Source organism: Streptomyces pseudogriseolus (assembly GCA_002154585.1).
GTDB classification, from domain to species: Bacteria; Actinomycetota; Actinomycetes; order Streptomycetales; family Streptomycetaceae; genus Streptomyces; species Streptomyces pseudogriseolus.
Genome location: MUNG01000093.1, coordinates 1 through 16,796, shown reverse-complemented (window position 1 = coordinate 16,796; position 16,796 = coordinate 1). Strand labels below are relative to the sequence as shown.

At 70.0% G+C, this 16,796-nt stretch carries 23 protein-coding genes; 11 read left to right on the top strand and 12 right to left on the bottom strand.

What is annotated here, in order from left to right:
* Positions 1–234: 234 nt before the first annotated feature.
* The 8 genes from CCN29_RS10000 to CCN29_RS09965 all read right to left on the bottom strand — a co-directional run bounded on the left by CCN29_RS10000 (position 235) and on the right by CCN29_RS09965 (position 5,818).
* Positions 235–666, bottom strand: coding sequence for an NUDIX hydrolase (locus CCN29_RS10000; RefSeq protein WP_241563284.1), 432 nt, complete (start codon positions 664–666; stop codon positions 235–237).
* A gap of 55 nt (positions 667–721) precedes the next feature.
* Positions 722–1,336, bottom strand: a complete 615-nt coding sequence (locus CCN29_RS09995) for a nucleoside/nucleotide kinase family protein (RefSeq protein ID WP_086681110.1) — start codon at positions 1,334–1,336, stop codon at positions 722–724.
* Positions 1,258–2,118, bottom strand: coding sequence for a hypothetical protein (locus tag CCN29_RS09990; RefSeq protein WP_086681108.1), 861 nt, complete (start codon positions 2,116–2,118; stop codon positions 1,258–1,260). Before CCN29_RS09990 ends, CCN29_RS09995 begins: the two co-directional genes overlap by 79 nt.
* A gap of 58 nt (positions 2,119–2,176) precedes the next feature.
* Complete coding sequence (locus tag CCN29_RS09985; protein ID WP_086681106.1) at positions 2,177–2,965, bottom strand: hypothetical protein; 789 nt, start codon at positions 2,963–2,965, stop codon at positions 2,177–2,179.
* Between the two features lies 1 nt (position 2,966).
* Positions 2,967–3,944, bottom strand: a complete 978-nt coding sequence (locus CCN29_RS09980) for a radical SAM protein (protein ID WP_442538302.1) — start codon at positions 3,942–3,944, stop codon at positions 2,967–2,969.
* Between the two features lie 154 nt (positions 3,945–4,098).
* Positions 4,099–4,800 (bottom strand): hypothetical protein, encoded by a 702-nt coding sequence (locus tag CCN29_RS09975; protein ID WP_086681102.1) that lies wholly within the window; start codon positions 4,798–4,800, stop codon positions 4,099–4,101.
* Complete coding sequence (locus CCN29_RS09970) at positions 4,797–5,222, bottom strand: DUF6415 family natural product biosynthesis protein (protein ID WP_086681114.1); 426 nt, start codon at positions 5,220–5,222, stop codon at positions 4,797–4,799. Before CCN29_RS09970 ends, CCN29_RS09975 begins: the two co-directional genes overlap by 4 nt.
* Positions 5,219–5,818 (bottom strand): ATP-binding protein, encoded by a 600-nt coding sequence (locus tag CCN29_RS09965; protein WP_442538301.1) that lies wholly within the window; start codon positions 5,816–5,818, stop codon positions 5,219–5,221. Before CCN29_RS09965 ends, CCN29_RS09970 begins: the two co-directional genes overlap by 4 nt.
* A gap of 228 nt (positions 5,819–6,046) precedes the next feature.
* Here CCN29_RS09965 and CCN29_RS09960 point away from each other — a divergent pair, with 228 nt between their 5' ends.
* On the top strand, positions 6,047–7,318 hold the full coding sequence (locus CCN29_RS09960; RefSeq protein ID WP_143661303.1) for an NsdA family TPR-like regulatory protein: 1,272 nt from the start codon (positions 6,047–6,049) through the stop codon (positions 7,316–7,318).
* Positions 7,315–7,872, top strand: a complete 558-nt coding sequence (locus CCN29_RS09955; protein WP_086681098.1) for a GNAT family N-acetyltransferase — start codon at positions 7,315–7,317, stop codon at positions 7,870–7,872. Before CCN29_RS09960 ends, CCN29_RS09955 begins: the two co-directional genes overlap by 4 nt.
* Before the next feature lie 43 nt (positions 7,873–7,915).
* Here CCN29_RS09955 and CCN29_RS09950 read toward each other — a convergent pair whose 3' ends face one another.
* Positions 7,916–9,127: a tyrosine-type recombinase/integrase gene (locus tag CCN29_RS09950; RefSeq protein ID WP_086681096.1), complete on the bottom strand. Its 1,212-nt coding sequence runs from the start codon at positions 9,125–9,127 to the stop codon at positions 7,916–7,918.
* Positions 9,124–9,465 carry a hypothetical protein gene (locus tag CCN29_RS09945; RefSeq protein ID WP_086681094.1) on the bottom strand — a complete coding sequence of 114 codons (342 nt, stop codon included), beginning with the start codon at positions 9,463–9,465 and terminating at the stop codon, positions 9,124–9,126. Before CCN29_RS09945 ends, CCN29_RS09950 begins: the two co-directional genes overlap by 4 nt.
* 183 nt (positions 9,466–9,648) lie before the next feature.
* Between CCN29_RS09945 and CCN29_RS09940 the strand changes: the two genes are divergently transcribed.
* The 9 genes from CCN29_RS09940 (at position 9,649) to CCN29_RS35730 (ending at position 15,590) form a co-directional block, all read left to right on the top strand.
* On the top strand, positions 9,649–10,101 hold the full coding sequence (locus tag CCN29_RS09940; RefSeq protein WP_086681092.1) for a hypothetical protein: 453 nt from the start codon (positions 9,649–9,651) through the stop codon (positions 10,099–10,101).
* Positions 10,098–10,697 carry a DUF262 domain-containing protein gene (locus CCN29_RS09935; RefSeq protein WP_086681090.1) on the top strand — a complete coding sequence of 200 codons (600 nt, stop codon included), beginning with the start codon at positions 10,098–10,100 and terminating at the stop codon, positions 10,695–10,697. The genes CCN29_RS09940 and CCN29_RS09935 overlap by 4 nt, the downstream gene beginning before the upstream one ends.
* A 157-nt stretch (positions 10,698–10,854) precedes the next feature.
* Entirely contained in the window at positions 10,855–11,424 is a 570-nt protein-coding gene (locus tag CCN29_RS09930; RefSeq protein WP_086681088.1) for a RusA family crossover junction endodeoxyribonuclease, read from the top strand.
* Positions 11,425–11,525: 101 nt separating this feature from the next.
* A complete protein-coding gene (locus CCN29_RS35735; protein ID WP_442538300.1) occupies positions 11,526–11,783 on the top strand; it encodes a hypothetical protein in 258 nt (85 codons plus the stop codon).
* Positions 11,780–12,169, top strand: coding sequence for a hypothetical protein (locus tag CCN29_RS09920; protein ID WP_086681084.1), 390 nt, complete (start codon positions 11,780–11,782; stop codon positions 12,167–12,169). Before CCN29_RS35735 ends, CCN29_RS09920 begins: the two co-directional genes overlap by 4 nt.
* Before the next feature lie 397 nt (positions 12,170–12,566).
* Positions 12,567–14,564 (top strand): FtsK/SpoIIIE domain-containing protein, encoded by a 1,998-nt coding sequence (locus tag CCN29_RS09915; RefSeq protein ID WP_086681082.1) that lies wholly within the window; start codon positions 12,567–12,569, stop codon positions 14,562–14,564.
* Positions 14,546–14,872, top strand: coding sequence for a hypothetical protein (locus tag CCN29_RS09910; protein WP_086681080.1), 327 nt, complete (start codon positions 14,546–14,548; stop codon positions 14,870–14,872). Before CCN29_RS09915 ends, CCN29_RS09910 begins: the two co-directional genes overlap by 19 nt.
* 137 nt (positions 14,873–15,009) lie before the next feature.
* Positions 15,010–15,396 carry a hypothetical protein gene (locus CCN29_RS09905; protein WP_143661302.1) on the top strand — a complete coding sequence of 129 codons (387 nt, stop codon included), beginning with the start codon at positions 15,010–15,012 and terminating at the stop codon, positions 15,394–15,396.
* Positions 15,397–15,422: 26 nt separating this feature from the next.
* Positions 15,423–15,590 (top strand): hypothetical protein, encoded by a 168-nt coding sequence (locus CCN29_RS35730; RefSeq protein ID WP_442538299.1) that lies wholly within the window; start codon positions 15,423–15,425, stop codon positions 15,588–15,590.
* A 124-nt stretch (positions 15,591–15,714) separates the two neighbouring features.
* On the opposite strand, the gene CCN29_RS09900 is transcribed toward CCN29_RS35730, so the two are convergent.
* Together CCN29_RS09900 and CCN29_RS09895 are read right to left on the bottom strand one after the other, a co-directional pair.
* On the bottom strand, positions 15,715–15,945 hold the full coding sequence (locus tag CCN29_RS09900; protein WP_086681076.1) for a hypothetical protein: 231 nt from the start codon (positions 15,943–15,945) through the stop codon (positions 15,715–15,717).
* Positions 15,945–16,532, bottom strand: a complete 588-nt coding sequence (locus CCN29_RS09895; protein WP_143661301.1) for a hypothetical protein — start codon at positions 16,530–16,532, stop codon at positions 15,945–15,947. The genes CCN29_RS09900 and CCN29_RS09895 overlap by 1 nt, the downstream gene beginning before the upstream one ends.
* Between the last annotated feature and the right edge of the window lie 264 nt (positions 16,533–16,796).

Sequence of the window (16,796 nt, the reverse complement as noted above, 5' to 3'; positions counted from 1 at the left end):
GGAGGGGGCGGCGGGCTGTCGATCTGCTCGAAGAGATCAGCGAAGGGGGCGATCTCCAGTTGGTCCCGCACTACCGCTGTCGTCACGTGGAAGTCCTCCGGTATCTCAGTGGCCCCCCAGCGTCAACGTCTCGCTGTCGTATGGACGGAGTGACCGCCCGTGGCGTTACACCTGGGCATGGGGGAACGCGGGAACCCCCGCCGTGGCGGGGGTTCCTTGGCCGGGGAGGGGCTTCTACCAGCCGTGCACGGAGAACGGTTCGCCCTTGAGGTAGTGGGCGATGCCCAGTGCGTTGTACGGGACGGTGTTGTCGGGGAGTTGGTCACTGGGGTGCCAGGACAGGCCCGCGCACTTGTGGGGCTCCATGTTGCGTGGCTCGCCCTCCCAGTGCCGGGCGGCGAAGAACCAGCCGATGCGGGGCTCCCCCTCCGGGTTGCGGAAGTGCATGACGTGCACGACCCGTAGGGCCTCCCGCGCGACGATGATGCCGGTCTCTTCCAGGCCCTCGCGGATCACGGCCTCGAACACGTCCTCACCGTCATCGAGTTTCCCGGAGGGCAGGTTCAGCATTCCGTCGGCGTAGCCGGTGCCCTGCCGTTCGGCAAGGCACACAGCTCCGTCCCGCTCCAGGATGAGCATGACGTCGATCACGGGCTGTTGGGGCACTGTGCTTCGTCCTCCGACCGGTGGGGCGCTTGCCGGTAGGGGACTCTAGCGGCGCTCAGCCTGCGAGCAGCCCCATCTCTTCAACGCGTTTCACGGTCCACTGGACACGCTCCGCCGCGGTGAGGCCGAGCGGCATTTCCAGGATCGGCAGGTTCGGGACCCTGCTGAGGGTGTCGCGGATCGCGTCGTCCGCTGGGTCCTGCAGCGCGAGGACTTTCTCCCGCATGCGGTCGCCGCCGGCCTTCTGGTCGTACCGGTCGGAGCAGTACACGACCGCGTCGTACGCGTGAGGCATCCAGGCCCGGCAGAAGGCATCGGCCGCGCCCAGCACGGTCGCGGTCGCCGGTTCGGTGAGGTCCAGGACCAGGCTGGCGAGTGCCAGAACGTTCGCCGGGGTCTTGTCGGTGATGAGGACCTGGTGGTGGCGGGCGGCGCGCAGGGGCACCGTGAAGTGCTGCGCGAAGAGGTCGACCTCTGCCACGAGATCGAAGGTCCCTTGGTTGTGGAGGACGATGTCCTCCATGAACGGGCTGGTGCGGGCCGGCTCCCCGGTGCAGGCGGCGTTGATGCCCTGCTCACGGAGGTGCGCGGTCAGCGCGTGGACGAACGTCGTCTTGCCGGCCGCTTGGGTGCCTTCGACGGCGATAACGCGGCAGTCGCGGATGGGCACGAGTCCTCCAGGAGTTCGGTGAAGGTGGGAGTTTCCAGCCAGCTCCAGGCGCCTTTGGCGCCGTCGGCGATGGCTCGGTTGACGTTCAGGCCGGGGTTCGGCCGGTGGGCGAGTCCGGCGGTGAGGGCGGCGACGTAGGCCGTCGAGAGGGAGTGGCGGAGGTTCAGCACGCTGACGCGTTCACGGCCTTCGGGCTCGCCGCCCTCGATCCAACGGCGGTGCCAGGCAGGCATGGACGCCTTGCGCAGCTCGGGCTGGGTGACGTCCAGGCCGAGCTCCGTGCAGACGTCCACCAGGCGGCGGGAGGCGCCGGTGAGCAGGTGGCCGGCGTCGTACCGGGTGTCCACGTAGTGGCTGGCGTCCGGGTCGGCGTCGCGGCGCTGCCGCCACTGCTCGCGGGCCTGTTGCAGGGCGGGGACGGCGTCCGTGGGGGCGTTGGCCTCCAGCACGGACAGGTCCGCGCAGAACTGGTGCCCGGTGATGATGGTGGCCGTGTCCGCGGCCGCGGTGACCGTGTCCGCGGCGTGCCGGATCATGGCGTCCATCTCCCCGGGCTCCTCGACGTAGACACTGGTCCACTCGTACGGCACGTCTGTGAGGTCGGCCGTGCCACCGGCGGGCAGGTCGAGCCAGGCGACGCTGTAGCAGAAGGGCCGCTGACCGTTCTTGATCCGGTAGTTCTTCGTCCACTCGACATCGACGGACGCGATGCGCACCGTCCCGGAGCGCAGTGGCGGGGGCGCCAAGGGGCGGGCGCTGGGCAAGCTGCTCTTGATGATCATGGGGTGTTCCTGCCGTAGGACGGGGCCGCGCGCCCGGTGCGCGCGGCCCCGTCGGACGCTACTCGCTGCGCGTGGCCGCCACGCCGCCCAGGAGAGAAGGCGCTGCCTCCCACGCGGCTTCGGACAGCGCGTCGAAGATGCTCAGCGGTCCCTCCCAGTGGAGCCGGCCCGTGTGCTTGCCCCCGAGGAGCGCCGTGGTGAGCGCTGAGGACAGGACGCTTCCGGCCAGGGCGTCCGGGGAGAACGCCGCGGCCCGTTCCTCCGCGAGGGCCTCACAGGCTTCCTGCGCGCTGGCCTGCTGCTGCTCGCCGGCGAACGACTTGAGCGGTTCCAGGCCGTGCGCGGCCGCGGTGTCGCTGATGAGTCCGGCCGGGCCCAGGTCGTGGCTGGTGTCCACACACAGGGCGGTTCCCCGCTCCCGGGTGGTGCGGTCCTTCCAGGCGTCGGCGATGGCGGTCACGCCCGGGTAGCGCGGCTCGCCTTCGGCGCGGGGGAGCTGTTGGAGGACGTGCAGGTCGTCGGCACCGTTGTGCCAGGCGAGGACCTGCGACTTGCGGCGGGCCTGGACGAGGAGGACGTCGAGCTGTCGGACGATCGCCGTCGTCTCGCCCATGGCCTGCGGTAAGAGGACCCGGTACCCGAAGTTCATGAGCGGCGCGGAGACGGGGGAGGACTGGGTGCGGTGGATCTTCAGGAGCACCGCGGCGGCGCCCATGAGGATCGGCTCATCCCCGGCCTCACCCCACAGCAGAGAGACACCGGTCAGCCACGTCGCCGGTTTCTGCACGGGCCGGGTGACCGACCCGAACGGCGTTTCGGGCCAACCGAGGTTGGTGCGTTCCAGCACGTCACACCCCCTGGGTGACAGCGTGGATTGAGCGGCCGACGTACTTGGAGATGTGGTTCTCCTTGAAGCGGTACCGCTCCCAGATGGCGCTGATGGGCTCCTCCAGGACGTTGCCCAGGTTCTCCCACAGGTCCGGCGCGTCGTAGACCGGCCACGCGCGGGCGATACCGTTCGGCTCCACGACGATCATGTGCCCCTCGTTCTCGGGGGTCCACGCCGTCAGCCGCAGCGCCGGGGACCACTGCATCTCAGCGCGCTGCTCCTTGAGCCGCGCGAACGTGGTCTCGGCTTCCTCGGTGGTGATGAACTCGTGGTCGGCGAGGTTCAGCGCGTTGCCCTTACGCAGGGGCAGGATCAGCTTGACTTTCGTGGCGTCCAGGACGTCGGCGATCTGCACGGTGTACGGCAGCACCGACAGGGTGGAGCGGTAGACCACGGCCGACAAAGCGAGGGGGATGCCGTGCTCTTGCAGCACCCGCACGCCGGCCATCGTCTTGTCGTAGTCGCCACGGACGCGTTTGAAGGCGGCGCGGGGCCCCTCGAACCCGACGTTGGCGTATGCGATCTTGTCGGCGATGTTCTTCGCGTGGTCCAGGGCGTGCGTGGCGTTCGTGGGCACGGCCACGATGTGGTGCCCGTGGAAGATGTCCACGACCTCGCTGAAGTCCTTCCGCAACAGCGGCTCACCGCCGGACAGGAAGACCCGGCTGACACCTGCGAGGTTCTGGCGGATGGTGTCGAGCTGGTCGAGAGTGGGGTCCGGCATCTGCAGGATTTCGGAGCAGAACGAGCAGTCGAAGTCACAGCGCTTGGTGACCTGCACGATCACCGACAGCGGCGCGGTGAGCGAGTCCGCGATTGCCTTGACGCTGAGGTCGGTGGGGGCGTCGAAGTGCTGGCCGTTGAAGGCGTACCCGACGCCTCCCGCGAGTTCCTGCCGGTTCTGCCTGGGGACAGCGGGCATTCCGAGGTCGGTCACGGTTCCTCCGGTTCAGTTGGATGGAGCAGAACGGCCCGGCGCGGGGCGATGACCTGCCGTGGGGGAACACGGATCGGGCAGTTCGCTCCCGCGCCGGGAGTGGTGCCTGTCCGGCGGCTCGGCCAGGGGACAGCCGGGCCGCCGGACAGGGGCCTTATGCGGTGCGCTCCAACTCCCACAGCAGTTGGTCCAGGTCGACGGCCCGGAAGGAGCCGAGTCGGCGCACCATCTGGGAGGCGAGGACGGTCGGCAGGAGCTTGTGGCCGTACGGGATCGGCCCGTCGGGGCGCTGCACGACCTGCACGCCGTGTTCGCCGTAGCCGTAGCCGACGCCGTTCACCCCGTACATGGGCGCGCTCTGCGCGAGGAACACCATCGGGTCGGGTGTGAGGTGCGGGCACAGGTCAGCGGCGGGGCGTGCGTGCTGGGCACACACCGGCGGCTGGTTCGTGAGGATCACCGGCTGCGCGGGGTCCACGGTGTCCGGGCCGGCGAGGAAGATGAACCCGAGTGGAGTCCGGGCGGGCTCGGCGCAGACCTGGCAGCGCATTGCCTGCATGCAGCCGCGTTGCCGCAGGGGGTGCATCATCCGCCATTGCGGCCGGCCCGTCGGCCGCCCCTGGTCATCGACGGGACCGAGCCCGCAGCGCGCCCACAGCACGCCGCGTAGGTCGCGGTCGCGGGGGTCTTCGTCGGCGTAGCGCAGCCGGTAGCGGTCCGGCCCGATCGTGGTCAGCGTCAGGTTGTCGGGGGCGGCTTCCTCCCCCTCTCGCTGGATGACGAACGGGACCAGGGGCGAGTCGGGGCGCACGGTGTTCTCTCTCGTACGGGACGGGGCGGTGCGGGCGGGCGTCATGCCGCCTCCTTCAGCCGGCGGTTGGCGGCGAGCCAGTCGTAGAGTTCGTTGGTGGTCCAGCCCATTCGGCGCAGGTGCGCTACGGCCTTCCAGTGGCCGCCGGGCAGGTCTTCGGCGCGCAGTGTGCGGGCCCGCTCGATGAGCTGCCTTGCGGCGGTGTCTTGTTCGGCTTCGGCGGCTACGGCGATGGTGACCAGTTGCATGAGGTGTCCGCGAAGCCGCTCGGCGAGTTCCTCGGTGTGCTCTTCGGCCGGGGGGACGTCGTCCAGGGCCGTGGCGACGTCGTCGAGGAGGGCGCCGCCGTCGAACGCGGTCCAGCCGCGGAGTCTGTCCAGGACGGTGGTGAGTTCCCCGCCGGACAAGGGCGGTGTCCACGGGCGCACGGGGCGGGTGAAGCGCTGGTTCGTGCCGTGGGCGGTCATGGCCGGCCGCCCGGGACGGCGAGGCAGCACCAGGTGGTGGTTCCGTCGTCGCTGGTGCCCCAGGTACCGCCATGGGCGGCGGCGAGGCAGTCGACAAGGAACAGGCCGCGGCCGTGCTCGGCGTCGTCGTCGGCGTGGCGGACGACCGGCCGGCCGGGTGTCTCGTCGTTCACGGCCAGGCGCAGGAAGCCGCCGCGGACCGTCATGGTGAAGGTGACCTGTGCGCCGTTACCGTGCTGGATGACGTTGGTGACCAGCTCGGAGACAATGAGCTTGGCGTCGTCGACCAGCGGTTCCAGGCCGCAGTACCGCAGTCGGGCCGCGGTCAGGCGCCGCATGGCCGCGACTCGGCGGGTGTCACGTTCGGGTGGTGCTTCTCCGGGGCCGCGTTGGGCGATCTCGAAGGTGCTCACCATCGCGTCCTCGCGGAATGCACGCGCGTTGGACTGGGCCATGGTTCCTTGGCGGCTGGCTAACGCACTGTCGGTCCGCTGCGCCGAGCCGTTGCTGGATTCCTTGGTGGCCGGGGTCGCGGGGCAGAGTTGGCCAGCGGCGCTCGCGGAGGGGGACGACTGTAAGGCGATGCTGCCGTTCACGTGACTCCCTGGATCGCGGGTGTTCTCGCTGGATTCCTGGCAGGTCGGCATGGTGCAGCTCTGCCGAAGCCCGCCCGACCCAGTAGTTCCGGGAGGCGGACGACACTCAGGTAATCGCGCCGCTACTGAGGGTGGACAGGCAATTTCGTGGAGGTTTCTCCAGCGTGGAACCGGAAATTTTTACCTTGTGTGGCCGCCCGGGGCAGAAGCCGCCGCTACTTTGGCTTCATGACGGGGAATCCGCACCTTGCCGCTCGGCTGGAGAGCGCTGGACTGACCCAAGCCGACTTGGCGGACCGGTTGAACAGGCGGATCGGTGCCCTGACCGGTCAGCCCGGCAAGCTCACCGACCGGCATGTGCGGAACTGGTTAACCGGAAAAACCCGGTGGCCGCAAGGAAGACAACGCGTCGTTCTCGAAGAAGAATTCGGCACGACAGCGGAAGAGTTGGGCTTCGTGCCTCCCGCTGGACGAGAGCGAGCACCATCGGAGGACCCAGTGCGGCGACGGACCTTCACCACGGCTACGGCGTCCCTGACCGCCGCCGCCCTTCTGCCGACTACCCCGTCGAACGGATCGACACGGGTCGGCATGAGCGATGCTGACAGGCTGGCACGCAACTTTGCGGACCTGGTCCAGGACGACAACGAGGGCCGGACCGGCATCCGGCTGGAGACCCGTGCGCTGGCGCACGCGCAGCACGCCTTGGACCTGCAAGCAGTGGGCCAGGCCACCACGCGCGTCCGGCACCGCCTGTACTACCTTGCCGCAGCGTTCACCGGGACCGCGCTTTGGGCCGCCGTGGAGGCGCAGGAGCCGCAGCGGGCACAGAAGCACCTCAACAAGGCGATGACGCTGGCCGGCATGGCGGGCAGCAGCGAGATGCAGATGCGTCTGTGGGGGCACGCGGCCCTGCTCGCGTTCCAACAGCAGCACATGCATGACGCCCTGGCTGCGGCCGAGGCCGGCAGGCGTGCGCACGTGTGCCGCAGCGATGCGCTCTTCCGCTCATTGGCCAGCGCTCGTCTGGCGGGCATCTTGTCCGCCGTGGGTGAGGCCGCTGCGGCCTTGCGTACCTTGGAGCATGCCGAGAAGACGTATGAGCGGGCAGACATGGGCGAACAACGCGCCACCTGGATGTCCTTCTATGACCGGGCTGAGCTGAACGGCCTGGCGGCTCTCGTCATGGGCCGGATCGGTCGGCATGACGAGGCCGAGGCCCGCCTTCACCGCACTCTTGCGCTGCTGCGCCCCGACTTCCACCGAAACCGCGCCTACTACACCATTCACTTGGCACTGGCCCAGCTTGCGCAGGGCGAGGGGGACCAGGCCGTGAACACTGCGCTGCCGTTGCTCTCGAAGGGGAGCGCAGCGTCATTGGCCGGAAGAAGCCGACGTCTTCTACACCAATTCGACCGTGGGCTTCGCGAGTTGGCCCCCGGGGCAGGGTTCGTGATCGAGTGGCAGGATCGCCTGGCCGAAGGAGAGAAAGAACTGTGAGCACGGTCGATGTGAAGCACTTCGCCGCTGCGGACCTCCCTGAGATCCGACGGCAGATCCTCGACATCCACGTCGAGGTACGACACCGCGACTTCGGGCTTACGGGTCCCTTCTACGACGTCGAGCGGTTCGACGAGCGGCTGTCGACGTACGCATCCCGCTCTGGCTGGACTGCGGTACTGGGCTACGAGGACAGTGAGCCCGTCGGGTTCTGCTTCGGCACTACCCTCGCACCGGATACCAAGTGGTGGAACAACATGCTCACGCCCCTGTCCGCCGAGGTGACCGCCGAAGACGGGAAGCGCACCGTCGCGCTGAACGAGATCGTGGTCCGCAAGCCCTGGCGCGGCCGGAGTATCGCGTGGCAGCTTCATGAGGCGTGGCTCAGCCACCGCGCGGAACAGCGGGTGACGCTTCTCGTGAACCCGCTGAACGGCGACGGTGCCGTTCAGGCCGTGTACGAGGCGTGGGGATACCGGAAGATCGGCGATCAAAAGCCCTTCTCTGACTCTCCGGTGTTCTCCGTGATGCTGCGCTCCGTCAAGCAGGACTAGAACGGCCCGGCCCCGCGTAGCAACACCGCGCGGGGCCGGAAGGTTAGGGCTGCCCAGCGGCCGGGTGGCCACCCAAGGGCACCTTGGACAGCGGGTCGTCCTGCGGGTCGATCAACGGCCGGTCGTAGACGGTGTCAGCCGTGGTCGACCCTGCCGCCCAGCGGCCGCGTCGGTTCCGTTCCCGTAGCGGTACCCCGGCCGCGATCATGTCGGTGTTCGGGCCGGCCCGCAGACTGTGCGCGCGGACCTTCTTCCCGCCCAGGTACGGGATTCCGGCGCGGCTGGCGAGCAGCTGCACACGCTCGTTGACCGCGCCGCCCTTCATCCGTTCGCCGCGCCGGGTGGCGAGCTTGCGGTTGGCGAGCTGGCCGGTGACGGTCAGGGCCCGGAAGACGGGCTGTGCCGGGGCGTCGGCGTCGAGCTCCTTGAGGACCGCGAACCAGGCCTTCGCGCGGTCGATCAGGCGGATGTCGTCGCGGTCGGCGATGAACTCGGTGGCGCCCTTGGCCTGCCGGTCCGTCTTTGACGTCGCCGTGGTGACGAGCAGCCCGGTGGGCAGGATCTTCACCTGTTTGACGAGTAGGTCCGTGAGCTCGGCGCGGCGGTGCAGGTTGGAGTAGGCCAGCGTCAGCATGAACGCGTCCCGCTTGCCGATGTTCGTGGACTCGTCGCACTGCTCCAGGCACTTGAGCAGGTAGGGGAGGGTGAGCGCGGCCGCGCGGTCGACCTCCCCGCCGGCGGCCGCCCACTCCTGCCGCCACCGCCGGATCTTCCCGCGGACGCGCGTGGGGTCGGGCCGCATGTCGGCCGGCTGCCAGTTCCAGATGCGGCTCATGTACTGGCTGACCGTGTCCGGCTTGAACTCCCCGGCCTTTCCTCGGCGGATGAGGTGCAGGCCGTAGGAGGTGTACGTCGCCGTGGTGCACGGATACGCCACGCGCGGCGGGTCCTGCCGCGCGCACCACTGCTGGAAGGCGCGGATGGTGGAGTCGCGGTTGATCCGCGTGTTCTCGGCGAGGTCGGGTTCGGCGAGGTCTTCCTTGTCCTCCTCGGTGATGCGGAAGTCGTCCTCTGTCCACGGCGGCCGTTCGTCGGCGCGCGGCGGCATCTCGCCCGGGCCGAGCATCGTGTGCCGGGTGAAGAGGTAGCGCACCGGCTCCGGCTGCTGCTCGGGGCCGACGAGTTCGGCGTCGATGACCTCCAGCTCGGCGCCGCCGGGTTCGAGGTTCAGTCGCTCCAGTCGCTCGATGGTCACCGCGCGGCCTCGACCGGGTAGTCGGGGTGGTCCCTCCAGCGCTCGGCTTCGCCGCGGTACCAGGCCAGCTTGCGGACCGCGCCGACGATGTCTCCGTGGTGAAGGGACTCCTCCGCCGCGCCGAGTGCGTACCCGATCGCCTCCCAGAAGAAGGGTTCGGTGATCTGCTCCTGGGCGCGGGCCTTCACGAACGCGTGCATGGCGGTGATCTTGGCGTGCATCTCGGCGATGGGGTCGCCCTGGCTTCCGAGGGGGGAGCCGTGGGGCGGTGCTTCGGTCGGCTCCGGTCGCTCGCCCTTCGGGCTGTATCCGTGTCCGGTGCCTCGCGTGTGGGCCATGTGGGTCCCCTCCCCTGGGTGGCGGCTATTCCAGGCAGAATAACCGGTAAGGGTGTCCTAACTGGGCAGCGGCGCGCCGAAGTTGCTCAGTCAAACCCTGGGAAAACCCTGCACTCACAGGGCGGGGTGTGCCATCCTTCTAACCCGGATTGAACCCGGGTTAGTTAGCTGAGAGGCGTTCTCGTGGAAATCACGATCAAGGTCCCCGACCCCGCACCGCCGGAGATCATCACAGCGCTCGCCGACCTGATGGCGCGCATCGGCGGCGACGTGACGGTCACGACCGACACCGAGTGGACCGTCGACCGCGCCGTGAAGCTCCTGCGCGACACCAACGCCCGCACGCTCGTGCTGGTGGAGGCCGCGGTCGAGGGGGAGGGCTGGGTCGACGGGCCGGCCTTCCGCGAGAAGTGGGGGGAGAACGCGCTGCGCGGCCCGTCCCAGACCATCACCAAGGCCATCCGCCGCGGCGCCGAACGAGGCGACTGGTCCCCCGAGATCACCCCACCGTTCAAGGCGACCACGCCCGACAAAGAGGGCTGGTCCAAGACGGGCGGCTACTACCTCGCCGAAGGGCTGCTGCCCATCTTCACCGAGGCCTGGAACATCGTGAAGGAGAAGGGGATCAAGCCGTGACCCGCCAGACCAGCGCCCCGTTCAACCACATCAGCCTCAACCCCACGCACGTCACCCTGGGCGAGATCGTCCGCCGTATCGAAGGCGGCATGCTCGACCTCGACCCGCCGTATCAGCGCGGTGACGTGTGGACCGAGGACCAGCGCATGGCTCTCGTCCAGTCGTGGCTGCGAGGACTGCCCGCCGGCGTGGTCATCCTCTCGGACCGCTGCAACGAGCGATGGAGCAAGGCGCACAACGGACAGAGCCCCTACGACACCGGTGAACCGCTGTGGGCCTGCGTGGACGGGAAGCAGCGGTTCACCACGGCAGTGCTGTGGCGCACCGACGGGTTCGCGGTGCCCGCGTCGTGGCTGAACCCGGAGCTCGTGGAGTCGACCGAGGAGACCGACGACGGCCCCTACGTCCGGTACAGCGGCCTGACCGTGCCCGGGCAGCGGTTCATCGAGCGGTACTGCTCCCTCCTGATCGCCGAAGCCAAGGAGTGCGCGACCGTCGAAGAAGAAGCCGAGCTGTACCTCCTCGTCAACGGCGGCGGCACCCCCCAGACCGACGAGACCATGGCGAACGCCGCACGCGTCGCCAGGGCCGACTGACCACACCCACACCCGATGCGGGAGGGCGCGGCGTACGAGCGAACGCCGCGCCCTCCCCGCTCCCGGAAGGAACCAGACATGACCCATCACTGCGCGACCGAAGCCCGGGCGCGGGGGCACGCTGCACGCCCCTGCGGGACCGGTCGGGAGGCGTGACGTGGGATTCCGTATCAGCGAGAAGGACGTGGACAGGTACCCGGGCCTGCGTGAGCGCCTGGAGCAGGCCCGCGCCGGCACCCGGGCGGCGCCCGCCGCGCGGCAGAGGCCGAGGGCGGGGAGCGGCGGCGGCTCGGCGTACGTCGAGTGCGACGTTGCCACGGAGGCGGCCGGCGCGCGGCACTGGCTGCTGGAACTGCCCGCGGTCGAGCTCATCAACGCCAACGAGGTGCGCGGCTGGCACTGGAGGAAGGAGCGGCGGGTGGCGGCCCGTATCCGGGAGGCCGCCGCGGTGGTCGCCCGGCAGGCGAAGGTGCCCCGGCTGGAGCGGGCGCGGGTGCTGTACCTGGTCCACCCCACCGGCCGGACGCGGGTCTTCGACCCGTCGAACTGGGCGCTGTCGGCGAAGGCGGCCGTGGACGGTCTGTCGGACGCCGGGATCTGGGAGGACGACAACGCCGCGGTGGTGACGGGCGTCGACCCGCGGGCCGGGGCCCGGCAGAACGGCGCCCGGGTGCGGCTGTCCCTCGTCGTCATCGACCAGGGCGCGCCCCCGGCGGGCGGGGTGTAACGCTTCCGCTGGTCACCTCGTCTATCTCGTGCACGGCCCCCTGCGTTCGGCGCCCGCCGACACCCCGCTCATGCAGGGGGCCGTGCGCTGAGGAGATGCGGATGAGCACTGCCACCGACACGCGCGCCCACGTGTTGCGCGAGGTCTCCCTGACGATCTGCGGCCGCCGCGAGGGCAAGACGGCCGCGTGCACGTCGTGCCTGCGGAAGGCCGACGCCGTGGTGCACACCATCCGCGGGCCCGAGCTGAACACGGCGCTGCTGCCGAGACTGGCGGACATCATCTGCGGCTCGGAGGGGCAGCCGTGCGCGTCGTGCTGGGAGAAGGCGACCACGCTGCTGCTGGAGCTGCGGCCGTGACCGCGGGGACTGCCGGCGGGCTGCTGCAGGTGCGCGGCACCGTTCTGCTCGGTGGGCAGGAGTGCATGGCGCAGGTGCAGGTCAACGGCTTCACCGAGTGGGGCGAGTTGCCGGTGACGGCGCGGAAGACGGCCGTGCACACGGTGAAGACGATGCTGCTCATGCAGGGCGCGCTGTGCGGGGTGTGTGCGGACCGGCACGAGCGGGCGGACCTGTGCCGGCTGTGCCCGCCGGTGCTGCTGCAGATGTGCGACGGCCGCGGGGAGTACCCGATCACCGGGGACATGCTGCGGGTGTACTCCGTGCCCACCCGGTTCAGTCTGGTCGCGACCGTGGGGGAGGCGCGGGCGGTGTACTCGGCGCTGGAAGTGGCCGGGCTGGAGTAGCTGCAGACGGCGCCTGAGCACCGTCACCGGCTGATGCGGGCCGTGGTCGACCGGCTGCTGCACCTGGACCCGGGCACCGACCCTGGCGAGGTGCACGCGCTGATATGGGACGGCAGCCGGGAGCACCCGTATCCCTTCAACTGGGCTGCTGTGCTTGCTGATCGCGACGGGTAGTCTGGTGGCATAACAGAACAGCCGAGCCCTTCGGGGTCCGGCAGGACAACGCCACGGCGCACGAGCGAGCGCCAGGCGAACGCTCCCGAACCCACCAGGAGGGCTCTCATGCTCTGCGCCCGTTCCCTCTTCCCCGGCGTCTCCGTCCTGACGTGACGTGACGCGGCCCCGACCTGGGGTTTCGCCCGTCATCCATGTCACGTCACTTCCCGGGGAGACTGCTGTGCCTCCGCACCCTTCGCATGACCACATACTGGCGCGCGCCGCGCTGGGGGCCACGCGTGCCATCGGCAAGGTGTGCCGTTGGTGCGCGCGCCGCCGGTACGAACTCGCCCCCGCGGCCGCTTCCCTGACCCTGACCAGCCTGTCGTGGGCGCACCACCTCGGCGGTGTGGGCCTCGGCGAGCACTTGGCGTACGGCGGGGTGACGGCGGCCGCGACCGCGGCGACCGTGCTGGCGCTCAAGAACAAGCACAAGATGTTCGCGACCGCCGCGGGGAGCGCCGCGGCCGTGGTGGGCGACACGTGGATCGGGGCCGGCCTCGGCCCGTCCGTGCCGTCCCTGATCGCGACGGGCCTGGTCACCGGCGGGGCGTACGTGCCCTACATGAGGTGGCTGACCCGCGAGCGGCAGGCCCGGCTCAAGCTGTCGGTCGACGCGGCGAAGGCCGGCGTCGGCGTCGAGGCGCTGGGCACCGGCACGCACACCGGACTGACCGGGGCGTCGCCGGAGGAGACCCGCCTCATGCAGGCCCTGGTCGCGATGTTGTCCATCCCCGCCGTCGATGTGACCGCGCTGGAGCACACCCGGTTCGGGTGGCGCGCGGTGGTCACCCTGCCGGCGGGACGTGACACCGCCCCGTCGAAGGTCATCGCGCGGCGGGAGCAGCTCGCGGCGAACATCGGCATGCCCGGGAAGCTGCGCCTGGCCAAGGGCGAGGCGGACAACGAGCTCGTGGTGTGCATGTACGAGACGGACCCGCTCGCGAAGACGCTGGCGTGGCCCGGGCCGTCCACGGCGACGTGCCTGGAGCCCGCGGTGCTCGGCATGGACGCCTTCGGGGAGCCGGTGCTGGTTGACCTGCTGTACAACCACGTGCTGATCGGTGGTGCCTCCGACAACGGCAAGTCGTCCCTGCAGTCGGTCCTGATCGCCTACGTGGCCGCGTGTGAGGACGCGGAGGCGGTCCTGATCGACCTCAAGCCGGGCGCGGTGGAGCTGGGGCCGTGGGGCCCGTGCGCGCTCGCCCTGGCGGACACCCCGGCCAAGGCGCTGCACACCCTGGAATGGGTGTGGGCGGAGGTCCAGCGGCGCGGCGAGTTCATGCGGGACCTGGGCGTCAAGCAGGGCAAGCCGGTGAAGAAGTGGATCCCCGGCGAGCACGGCCCGGCGCTGTTCGTGTTCATCGACGAGCTTGCCGAGCTGATGCGGCAGCTCCCGGGCGCGTCGAAGCTGCTGGAGTCGATTCTGCAGGTGGCCCGGTTCACCGGTATCACGCTGGTGTGCGCCACGCAGTCCCCCTCGAACCGGGTGTTCGGCGGGAACACCGACGGCCGGCAGCAGTACCAGGTGCGTATCGGGCTCGGCGCGAAGGAGTCCACGACCGCGAACCTGATCTTCGGCCCGGGCGCGTACGGGGACGGCTGGTGCCTGGACGAGTTGGAGGGGCCGGGCTACTTCCTGCGCTGGGACCGCAACCATCAGGTGCCGGTCGTCTCCCGCGCGTTCTTCATGACCGACGACGAGATCGGCGCGGCCACGCACCGCTACGCCCGGACGGACGCCGGGGAGGGGCGGGAGCATCCGCAGGATGTCCCGGACCCGGACGACGACCCCACGCCGCCGTCGCCGACTCCGCCGACGCCTCCGGGCCCGGGCGGCGGCCGGCCGGTGCTGCGGGCGGTGCCGACGTTCCCCGACGGGTCGCCCATCGCGGACGAGCGGCACCTGGCGCTGTGGAAGGCCGTCGAGGAGGCCGGGCAGGAGGGCATCACGATCGACGCCCTGGTCGCGCTCGGCCTGCCCGAGTTCAACGCGCGGTCGTCGGTGAACGGCCCCATGTCGCAGTGGCGCCACAAGGGATGGGTGGTCGAGGCGGGCAAGAAGGGCCGGGCCATGAAGTTCCGGCTCGCGCCGCGCCCGGCGATGCCCCAGCAGCAGACCGCGGCTGCGGCCGCTTCCACCGAAGAGGAGACGGCAGCATGCCCCGCAACCCTGTAGAGCCGACGCACGTCTACCAGCCGATGGCGCAGCACCTTCCGGTCGAGTACTACCGGCCGCAGCAGCCGGTGTGCCAGTGCGGCGGGCACGCCCAGGCGCAGCCGCAGCAGCAGGCGGTGCAGCCGATCATCGTGAAGCAGGCGGACCCGTTCGCCCGCTACCTCGGGCTCGGCTTCGCCGCGGCCGCGATCGGGCTCATGGTGATGGCGAGCCTGGTCATCACCCTGGTTGCGCTCGGGTTCTGCGCCCTGTGCGTGGCGGCGGTGGCGTGGGTGGTCCGGCCGATGATCCAGCGGAAGAAGGGCTGAGGGGCTGTGCCGAGGACGATCCTCACGGCCGAGGGAAGGGCCGGTGACGGTTCGTGCGATGATCCCCGGTTATGGGGAGACAACACACATGGGGGAGAGCGGCCAGCACTGTGGTGCTGGCCGCAGTCGTTGCAGGGGTGAGCGGCTGTGGTGGCGGCTCGGAGGCCAGCGAGGTAGCTAAGCCGTCCGCTCCGGCCGCGCCGAGCCTGAGCGCGGCCACCACGGCGTTCCAGGACGCTGTGGCCAGCGGCGACTGTCCGTCGACCGAGCCGGGGACGTGCTGGGAGCAGATGCAGGCGCTCATCAAGCCCGCCCGGGTGCTGCGCAAGGCGATGAACGCGCACAAGGACACCGGCCCTGAGTTCTGGTCTGAGGCCTACGTCCTCATCGACAAGATGGAGAAGGGCGTCGCGGTGGGGGAGGACCGTGGCGGCGGCCTGACCAACTACACCAGCAACCGGCCGGACGTGTTCGGCTCCGCGCACGACCTGTCGCGGTGGCTGGACGCGCACCCGGTCCAGTAGGCGCCGGCCGCCCGTACGCTGACGGCATGAGCAGTGTTCCGTATGTCGGTGGCCCCTTCGCAGGGGGCGAGGACCCGACAGGTTTCAGCGACGTCATCGAGATTCACCGCGGCGGGAGTCACGAGTCCGGCCGGTACGTCCGCACCGAGAAGGACGGCAGGCTGGTCTACGTCTGGGAGCCGCAGGAAAGTTAAGGGCCGCGCCAGTGCAGGAGGGGGGATCCTGCTGGCGCGGCCTTGCCACGTTGCGGCGGGGGGAGGCCGCTGGAGTGGCTTGATGCGCGTGTACCCGCCTAGTTGACGCTTACACCATCCTCTTCTAGGAGGGGAGCTGTCGGCGGCTGGGCGCGGGCTGGTCGGCGCGCTCCATCGTCACCGGACTCGGCGCAGCAGGGAGCAGCTCGAAGACTACGCGCCGGCCCGGGCCGCGCATGCCCAGCTCGCGCGGTGCGCTGGCGACCAGGGCCGTGGAGGCCTGAACGAACGGCAGCAGGATCTCCAGCACCGCGGCGACCTCGTCCTCGTCGCCCATGACTCGAATCTGTGCCATCACGTTCCCTTGGATGCGAGCTTGATGAGGTCGGCGAGGTGCTGTCGGCCCTCGGCTGCATGCTTCTTTGCGGCCTTCGCCGCCTTGAGGATGTCCGCGTTGGGGACGTCCGCGTTCATCAGGGGGGCCATGGCGCATACGGCACGTAGCCACGCCATTGCGGGCCAGGCAACGTTGAAGGCGTCGGGCTCCTTGGGGCCTTCCATCTCCTCGAGGTCGAGGAGGGTGGAGTTCAGCCGGTGCTCGATGACACGCGCGATGGCGAACGATGCCGCCTGCCACAGTTCCGGAGTGACCTCCCGGCCGGGCATGACGGTGCCGACTGGCATCTGTTCCCCCTCCATGGCCATGCCAGCCATCAGCGCCATGTTGACGTAGCCGGCGCGCACCTGCGCCGTATCGACGCGGTCAACGTCGAACATGGCCAGTTGCTCGACGCAGAACAGCAGCGCGCCGAGCGCCATCGCCCGGGGCATCTGTGGCCCGTCGCCCATCTTGATGCCGAGCGCAGCGATGGCGTTGTTGAGCTGTTCGGCCGTGGCCATGGGTTCGCGGCCGTCGGGACGTCCCCGCGGGTCGTTGGTCATGCGCGGCAACGTAGCGCACCGCGCTGACGTAGCGGCCTGCATGCGCCGTCTCGACACGCTGGGAGGGGAGCGGACAGTAGGGTCGGCGCATGAGCGATGAGCAGGTTCCGCCGCACCCGTCCGCCTCTGACGACCTTCCGCCTCTCATGGTGGCGGACTTGCCTCCCCAGTCCCGGGCTGCGCTGAAACAGATGAGCCGCCGCGGGCCTCTCGTCAACGTCGAGACGGGGGAGACCGTCGCGGAGGCCGGGGAGCTCGTGGGGG